Source organism: Cellulomonas sp. GbtcB1, assembly GCF_019091725.1.
In the GTDB taxonomy this organism is placed as follows: domain Bacteria; phylum Actinomycetota; class Actinomycetes; order Actinomycetales; family Cellulomonadaceae; genus Cellulomonas.
Genome location: NZ_JAGXJG010000056.1, coordinates 22,210 through 28,265, shown reverse-complemented (window position 1 = coordinate 28,265; position 6,056 = coordinate 22,210). Strand labels below are relative to the sequence as shown.

General features: G+C 77.1%; 10 protein-coding genes. 2 read left to right on the top strand and 8 right to left on the bottom strand.

Annotation, left to right across the window (positions count from 1 at the left end; translation table 11 throughout):
• Positions 1–347 (bottom strand): PQQ-dependent sugar dehydrogenase (locus KVT14_RS16775; protein ID WP_217616709.1); only part of this gene is annotated, 347 nt, incomplete at its 3' end.
• Positions 348–590: 243 nt separating this feature from the next.
• On the opposite strand from KVT14_RS16775, the gene KVT14_RS16770 reads away from it, so the two are divergent.
• A complete protein-coding gene (locus KVT14_RS16770) occupies positions 591–1,451 on the top strand; it encodes a thioredoxin domain-containing protein (protein ID WP_217616708.1) in 861 nt (286 codons plus the stop codon).
• 161 nt (positions 1,452–1,612) lie between these two features.
• Here KVT14_RS16770 and KVT14_RS16765 read toward each other — a convergent pair whose 3' ends face one another.
• Both KVT14_RS16765 and KVT14_RS16760 read right to left on the bottom strand, forming a co-directional pair.
• Positions 1,613–2,497, bottom strand: coding sequence for a hypothetical protein (locus tag KVT14_RS16765; protein WP_217616707.1), 885 nt, complete (start codon positions 2,495–2,497; stop codon positions 1,613–1,615).
• Between the two features lie 101 nt (positions 2,498–2,598).
• Positions 2,599–2,829, bottom strand: a complete 231-nt coding sequence (locus KVT14_RS16760; RefSeq protein WP_217616706.1) for a DUF6480 family protein — start codon at positions 2,827–2,829, stop codon at positions 2,599–2,601.
• Positions 2,830–2,964: 135 nt separating this feature from the next.
• Here KVT14_RS16760 and KVT14_RS16755 point away from each other — a divergent pair, with 135 nt between their 5' ends.
• Positions 2,965–3,195: a hypothetical protein gene (locus KVT14_RS16755; protein WP_217616705.1), complete on the top strand. Its 231-nt coding sequence runs from the start codon at positions 2,965–2,967 to the stop codon at positions 3,193–3,195.
• A gap of 13 nt (positions 3,196–3,208) precedes the next feature.
• Here the strand turns inward: KVT14_RS16755 and KVT14_RS16750 are convergent, their stop codons facing one another.
• The 5 genes from KVT14_RS16750 to KVT14_RS16730 form a co-directional block, all read right to left on the bottom strand.
• Positions 3,209–3,670: a hypothetical protein gene (locus tag KVT14_RS16750; protein WP_217616704.1), complete on the bottom strand. Its 462-nt coding sequence runs from the start codon at positions 3,668–3,670 to the stop codon at positions 3,209–3,211.
• Between the two features lie 84 nt (positions 3,671–3,754).
• The gene (locus KVT14_RS16745) at positions 3,755–4,489 is read right to left on the bottom strand and encodes a GntR family transcriptional regulator (protein WP_217616703.1); all 735 of its coding nucleotides are present in this window, start codon (positions 4,487–4,489) and stop codon (positions 3,755–3,757) included.
• A gap of 96 nt (positions 4,490–4,585) precedes the next feature.
• Complete coding sequence (locus KVT14_RS16740) at positions 4,586–5,302, bottom strand: sugar isomerase domain-containing protein (protein WP_217616702.1); 717 nt, start codon at positions 5,300–5,302, stop codon at positions 4,586–4,588.
• Positions 5,299–5,742 (bottom strand): PTS sugar transporter subunit IIA, encoded by a 444-nt coding sequence (locus KVT14_RS16735; RefSeq protein ID WP_217616701.1) that lies wholly within the window; start codon positions 5,740–5,742, stop codon positions 5,299–5,301. Before KVT14_RS16735 ends, KVT14_RS16740 begins: the two co-directional genes overlap by 4 nt.
• Positions 5,733–6,035, bottom strand: coding sequence for a PTS sugar transporter subunit IIB (locus tag KVT14_RS16730; protein WP_217616700.1), 303 nt, complete (start codon positions 6,033–6,035; stop codon positions 5,733–5,735). The genes KVT14_RS16735 and KVT14_RS16730 overlap by 10 nt, the downstream gene beginning before the upstream one ends.
• Positions 6,036–6,056 lie beyond the last annotated feature (21 nt).

Sequence of the window (6,056 nt, the reverse complement as noted above, 5' to 3'; positions counted from 1 at the left end):
TAGGTGTAGAGGTACCCGCCGGCGACCGCGAGCCCGAGCAGGCCGCCCTCCCCGGAACGGGCGACGTCGGGCACGGTGCCGACGACGCGGGTCCCGCCGTCGGCGGACGGCTCCAGCACCTCGGCGCGCTCGCGCGTGCTGATCAGGGGGGTGTCGCCGAGGAAGGCCACCGACCACGGGACGTCGAGCCCCGTCAGCACGTCCTCGGGGGCGGCGCCCGGGGTCGCGGCCGGTCCCGGCGTCGCGGGCGTCCCCGGGCCGGTGGGCTCGGCGGCGGGCGGGGTGCAGGCCGCCGCGAGGACCACCGCGAGCAGGGCGGCGGCCGCGGCGAGCCGTGAGCAGCGCATCGGTCCTCCCGTCCTCGGGGCGGTTCGGTCGGCCGCGGGCGGTGCTGGTGGCGCACGCGCCGCCCTGCCCATCGTCCCCGCCGCGCCCGGGACGCGCGCGCGGACGGGCGGGAGCCGCGGAGATCCCGTGCAGGCCCACCGGTCCCGCACGGGACCGGGACCTAGGGGACGGGGGAGGGCGGCCGACCCGTGCGACCCTGGTGCGGACACTTCGAGGGGGGCACACCCGAAGGAGTCAGCCAGATGACGACTCGTCCGACGTCGACACGCGCCCGTTCGCGCCGCACCCCGTCCGGCCTCGCCCGGGCGCTGCGCGCGACGCTCGTCGCCTGCCTCGTCGCCCTGCCGCTCGCCGCGTGCGGCGGCGCGGACGCACCCGGTGACGACGGCGACCAGGTCGGGTACGGCGGCGGAGCCGAGGGCGTGGTGGCCCCGGCGCTCGCGGACGTCACCGCGCCCGCAGCGGCCGACGCGACCGGCGGCATCCCGATCAGCCAGGCGGGCGTCGGCGTCGCAGGCCCGGGCGACGTCGTCGTCGACGTGTACGCCGACCCGTGGTGCCCCTGGTGCCAGCGGTTCGACGAGCAGTACTCGGACGCGCTCATGGACCTGGTCGACCAGGGCGGCGTCACCGTCGTGCACCGGCCGCTGGCGTTCCTCGACGCCCGGTTCGGCGGCACGTACTCGACCCGCGTCGTCAACGCGCTGGCCGTCGTCGCCGACGAGTCCCCCGACCACTACGTCCAGGTGCTGCACGCGCTGATGGCCGCGCAGCCGCCCACCGACCAGCCCGCCGGCCTGCCCGACGAGGAGATCACCCGGATCGCCGTCGAGGCCGGCGTGCCGGCGGGCGTCGCGGAGCGGTTCACCGCGGTGCGGCCGACCCCGTACGAGGTGACGACCGCGGGCGGCGGCACCGAGGAGCGGACGGCGACGTCCCGGGTGTTCGCGCCGTGGGTCGCCGCCGCGACGCACCAGGCCGCGCTCGACCTGGCGGAGGTCCGGGTGCCGACGATCCTGGTCGACGGCGTGCCGGTCGACGACTGGACCGAGCCCGGGAGCCTCACGGACCTGGTGACCGCGGCCGTCGCGGCGCGCGGGTGACGACGGGCCCCGCACCCGGTCAGCACCCCGTACTGCAGCCGTCCGTGCGCGCCGCGGCTGCGTGGCCGCACCCGCGGACCTCCTGACGGTCCAGGATGTCGTGGCCGATCGACCAGGGAGGCCCGGGAGGGTGCCTGCGTCGCGCCGGTCCGGTCCCGGCGTCAGGGAGCCGGGCTCCCGAGGTGGTGGGTCGGCAGGCCGTCGAGCCGCCGGTACAGCCAGGCGGTCGTCGCGAACCCCACCGGGTAGGCGAGCGCCAGACCGACGAGGCACACCATCGACCCGGCCGACCCGAGGAGCGCGACGGCGCGCACCAGCAGGATCGTCGTGCCCAGGTGGCGGCTCGCGAGCCGGGCGCTCTCCCGGATCGCCGCGACGGGCCCGAACCCGCGGTCGAACGACAGGTACACCGCGTACTGCCCGAGCAGCGCGATCACCAGGCCGGGCAGGTAGAGCAGCAGCAGACCGACCCCGGTCAGGACCGCCAGCAGCAGCGCGGTGGCGACCGGGCGCCCGAGCCCGCGCGGCGTCCAGAACTCGCGCCCGCCGAACGGCCGGCCGTCCACCAGCGCGAGGCCGAACCGGGCCCCGAGCACCTGCACCAGCATCGTGACCGCCTGCAGCGCGACGACCGCGGCGAGCAGCCCGACGAGCGTCTCGGGCGTGACGGCCCAGCTCGTCCCGATCACCTCCGCGCCGGTGCGGGACCCGGCGGCCTGCGCCTCGACCTGGGCGCGGAGGTCGTCGACCATGACGGCCAGCACCGGGACGTAGACCGCGGCCACCCCCGCGATCAGCAGGACGACGGGCACCGCGAACAGGCCGATCGCCGTGCCCAGGCGCGCGCGGACGGCCTCCCAGCCGAACCGCAGGGCGTCGCCGACGCCCGGCTCGGGCGGCGGGCCCCACGGCGGGGCGCCGTACCCGGGCGGGGGCGGCCGGTGGCCGGGCGGCGGGAGCCGGTACCCGGGCGGCGGGGGCGGCCGGTAGCCGGGCGGCGGCGGCCCGTACCCCGGCGGGACGGGCGCGGTCGGGTCGCTCGGCACCGGTGCTCCTCGGGGTCGTGTCCGCCCCGCGCGGGCGGCCCGCCCCGGACGCTACCGGCCGGGCAGCCGCTCCCGGGCCCGGTTCGCGGCGAACCGCCCGGTCAGCCCAGGAGCCCCACCACGTACCCGACGAACAGCAGCAGCGCGAAGACCACCACCACCCCGATCAGCACGTACACCAGCCAGTTCGTGCGGCGGCTCGGGAGGTCCGGCTCCTGGAACGCCGCGCCGGACGTGCTGGACTCGCCGGGCGGGGTGTCGCCGGGTGCGACGCCGCCGCCGGGCTCGAGGCCGGGCGTGTTCTCCGGGTCCGGGTCGGGGGTGCTCGTCATGCGGCCACGCTAGGCACGGGTGCCGCGACCGGCGACCGGGGAGCGTCACCGCAGGTGGCGGAGCCGCCCGCGCGCGGCGCGAGGGCCGCGCCTACCGTGGGTCGCACGCGGCCGTCGCGTGACGAGGGGGTCATCATGTCGAGCAGCGAGACCGGGGGCACCACCGGGACCCCGGACAAGGACTACAACCTCATCTGGTTCGCCGAGGCGTGCCTGAGCAACGTGCTGCGGCTGGAGCAGTACGCGCAGGACGCCGACCGGGCGGGGGACGCGGAGCTCGCGGACTTCTTCCGGCGGGCGCAGCACGAGAGCCGCAAGGGCGCCGAGCAGTCGAAGGCGATGCTCGCGCGGCGGCTGCAGGGCTGACGCCCCGCGGTCGTCAGGCGGTGAGGCCCCGGGTCCGGATCGCCTCGGCGACCTCCTGCACGAACCGGTCCATCCGCACCAGCACGTCGCGGTCCCACGGGTCGACGGCGTCGGAGTACAGGTTCAGCGCCACGGTCGTGTCGGCGTCGACCTGCCCCGGCAGCGCGGCGGCCGACCGGAACCCGGCCCCGGTCGCGGCCGCGCGCCACTCCGGCCACCGCTCCTCGGCCAGCACGTCGGGGACCAGCTCCCCGCGGAGCTGCTGGATCGCCACGACGCACGGTCCCTCCCCGGAGGTCACCTCGGCGCGGTCGCAGCGGGCCGCCCGCTCTCCGCTGCTCGCGACCTGGTCGAGCAGGTGGTGGTTGCGCAGGATGATGCTGCACTCGGTCGGCACGCCGACGCGCGCGGCGGCCTCCTCCGCGAAGGCGACGAGGTACGAGGACGTGGGGTCCACATCGGTCGACGCGGTCATCGTGCTGCCTCCGGCTGCTGGGGGAGACGCACTGTCTCACACCACCCTGCGCGGCGGTGAACCGGCTGGTCGGCGGCCCGATCGCTACAGCGCGCTGCTCAGCTCGTACCGGTCGCCGCGGTAGGCGGACACCGTGTACTCCAGCAGCCGCCCCCGCCACGTCGAGGTCCGCACCAGGTGCAGCACCGGCGACCCCTCCGGGAGGTCGAGGTGCACGGCGTCGCCGGGGTCGACGAGGCGCGCGGTGATGATCTGCCGGCCCCCGTCGAACACGATGCTGTACCGCTCCGCGAGCACGGAGTAGAGGGAGCGGTCGGTGAGGTCGACGTCGGCCAGCCCCGGCACGACGTCGGCGTTGAGGTGCACCCGCTCCAGGGCGACGGGCTGGCCGTCGGCGGTGCGCAGCCGGACGATCCGCAGCACGGGGTGGCCGCGCGGCACGTCGAGCACGCTGCTCAGCCAGTCGTCCGCGGCGAGGAGCCCGCCCTCGAGCGTGCGCGCCCCGGAGGAGTAGCCGCGCTGCTGCATGTCGTGCGTGAACGACGTGAGCTGGATGGGCAGCCGGATCGTCGGCTCGTTGACGAAGGACCCGCGGCCCGGCACCCGGCGGATGCGGCCCTCGTCGACGAGCTCGGAGAGCGCCCGGCGCGCGGTCATCCGCGAGATGTCGAGCCCGTCGGCGAGCTCGCGCTCCGACGGCACCGGGTCGCCGGGCGCGAGGTCGCGGTCGATGTGCTCGACCAGCACCGACTTCAGCCACGCGTACTTCGCCACCGACGGCGGCGGCGCGCCGACGACCTCGCGGGTCAGAGGGGTCACGGCTGTCCTTCCGGTGCGGCCGGCGGCTGCTCCCGCCGGCGTCGCCCATTGTGCAGGTCGGGGGCGCGCCGCGGGTTCGCCGGGGTCGGCCCGCGCTCAGATCGACGGCACGAGGGCGCGGAACCGCTCCTGCAGCCGGGCGTTGTGGTCCGCGGGGGCACCCGTGTTCGCGCTGCGCCAGGTGGGCAGGTCGGGCTCGGCGTCGAGCGCCGCGACCAGCACGAGGTTCCAGCACAGGGCGTTGGCCAGCGAGGACAGCGGGGCGGTGCGCGGGTCGTCCGGCGGCCAGGCGGCGTCGCCGGGAGGGGTGCCGGTGTCCAGCACGACGTCGGCCAGGTCGGCGAGCCGGCGCCCCGCGCGCAGCGGCGCCGCGGCGGACGCGGCGACCGAGGTCACGGCGACGACCCGCGCCCCTGCGGCGCGAGCCGCCTCGGCGATCTCGACCGGGTACGGGTTGATGCCGGAGCTGGAGAACACCACCAGCCCGTCGCCGGCCCGGATGCCCGCGTCCGCCGCGACCCGCGCGCCCAGACCGGGGCGCCGCTCCGCGTCGGTGGACGCGGCGGCGCCGTTGAGGGGCAGGACGTCCGGGTGCCACAGCGGGTTGACGAACGGCAGCCCGCCCGCGCGGAAGAACGTCTCCAGCACCCCGGCGAGCGAGTGCCCGGCCCCGGCGGTGTGCAGGACCCGGCCCGCACGGGCGACGTCGACGACGACCCCGGCGGCCGCGCGCACCGCGTCGGCGTTCTCGGCGGCGACCCGGCGCAGGTGCCTGTCGGCGAGGGCGGCGTAGCCCGCCACGGCGTCGGTCACGGCGCCACCGCCCCGGCCAGCAGATCCGCGAGCCGGTCCGGCGGCGCCGCCCGGAGGTCGGCGGCGAGCCCCGCGCCCAGCGCCGTCGCGAGCGCGCGCAGCACGTCGAGGTGCGCCTCGGCGTCGGCGGTCGCGAACGCGAGCACCAGGTCGACGGGGTCGTTGGCGGGGTGCCCGAACGCGACGGGCTCGCCCAGCCGGACCAGGGAGACGCCGGTGCCGGTCGCGCCCTCCTCGGGGCGGGCGTGGGCGAGCGCCAGCCCGGGCGCGAGCACGATGTAGGGCCCTCGCTCCCGCACCGACGCCACGCAGGCCTCGGTGTACCCGGGCCCCGCGACGCCGAGGTCGACCAGCAGGTCGCCCGCCAGCCGGACCGCGTCGGACCAGTCCTGCGCCGCCGGTACGTGCCGAGCCCGCGTCGGGGCGGTGTTCACAGCCATCCCGCCTCTTCCAGCGCGGGGCGCAGGCGCTGCTCCAGGGCCTGGTCGTCGACGAAGTCGTCCACCACGACGTTGACGGTGGCGACGCCCGCCAGGTCGTCCATGTGCATGCCCTGGCCGACCAGGACGTCGGGGGACTGGCTCTTCGCGGTGGACAGGTCCGTGTTGTCGACCCGTGCCTCGACGCCGAGGCGCTGGAGCACGGTCTCGCAGGTCATCCGCAGGATCAGGCTGGTGCCCATGCCGAGGCCGCAGACGGCCAGCACGGTCAGGGGGACGGGACGGTCGGGCATCGGGTGCTCCTCGGGTCGGGG

Excerpts from the sequence above, each read along its gene's own strand:
- KVT14_RS16760 (WP_217616706.1), bottom strand. The coding sequence starts at position 2,829 with ATGACGAGCACCCCCGACCCGGACCCGGAGAACACGCCCGGCCTCGAG.
- KVT14_RS16735 (WP_217616701.1), bottom strand. The coding sequence starts at position 5,742 with ATGGCTGTGAACACCGCCCCGACGCGGGCTCGGCACGTACCGGCGGCG.
- KVT14_RS16750 (WP_217616704.1), bottom strand. The coding sequence starts at position 3,670 with ATGACCGCGTCGACCGATGTGGACCCCACGTCCTCGTACCTCGTCGCC.
- KVT14_RS16770 (WP_217616708.1), top strand. The coding sequence starts at position 591 with ATGACGACTCGTCCGACGTCGACACGCGCCCGTTCGCGCCGCACCCCG.
- KVT14_RS16755 (WP_217616705.1), top strand. The coding sequence starts at position 2,965 with ATGTCGAGCAGCGAGACCGGGGGCACCACCGGGACCCCGGACAAGGAC.
- KVT14_RS16730 (WP_217616700.1), bottom strand. The coding sequence starts at position 6,035 with ATGCCCGACCGTCCCGTCCCCCTGACCGTGCTGGCCGTCTGCGGCCTC.